The organism is Micromonospora sp. AMSO12t (assembly GCF_008806585.1).
Taxonomy (GTDB): domain Bacteria; phylum Actinomycetota; class Actinomycetes; order Mycobacteriales; family Micromonosporaceae; genus Micromonospora; species Micromonospora reichwaldensis.
The window spans coordinates 1-501 of the sequence record NZ_WAAS01000596.1; the positions used below are offsets into that span (position 1 = coordinate 1).

The following is a 501-nucleotide window of genomic DNA, read 5'->3' on the forward strand; positions in this document are numbered from 1 at the left end:
GCCTCCGCCGCTCCCGCCGCGGCGATCTTGCAGTTGTGGTGCCCCGCGAAAGGGGCAGAGGTCGACGATCCACCCACCACAACTCCATGATCGACGGGACGGGGGGCGCATGATCAGCGGGGCGGCGGACAGTCGGAGCGGCAGTCGAGACAGGGGCGGCGGTGACCACGTACCCTTTCGGCATGTCCACCCCCGCAGCGGGCGCGGCCACTCTCACACCGCGCCGGTCCAGCCGGTTCGTGGCCTGGGTGCGCGCGTGGCGCGCCGGGCTGGTGCCCTTCGACGAGCTTGCCGACGCCATCGCCGGCGACGAGGAGCACCTGGTCGCCGACGCGCCCGGCACCTGGACCGACGTTCCCCTGCCCCAAGCGCTACCCACCCTCGCGAAGCTCTCGCCCGACGAGATCCGGCTCGTGCTGCCCGCGCCCGGCGACCCGCGCGGGCTGCCCGGGCCGGGCGACTTCGCCGGCGCGGCGCTGGTCGCCGGCGAAGTCGCCCGGC

General features: G+C 75.2%; 1 pseudogene. It reads left to right on the top strand.

From position 1 onward, the window contains the following. Positions 1-182: 182 nt before the first annotated feature. Positions 183-501: pseudogene (locus F6X68_RS33110) on the top strand (hypothetical protein); the annotation flags it as partial.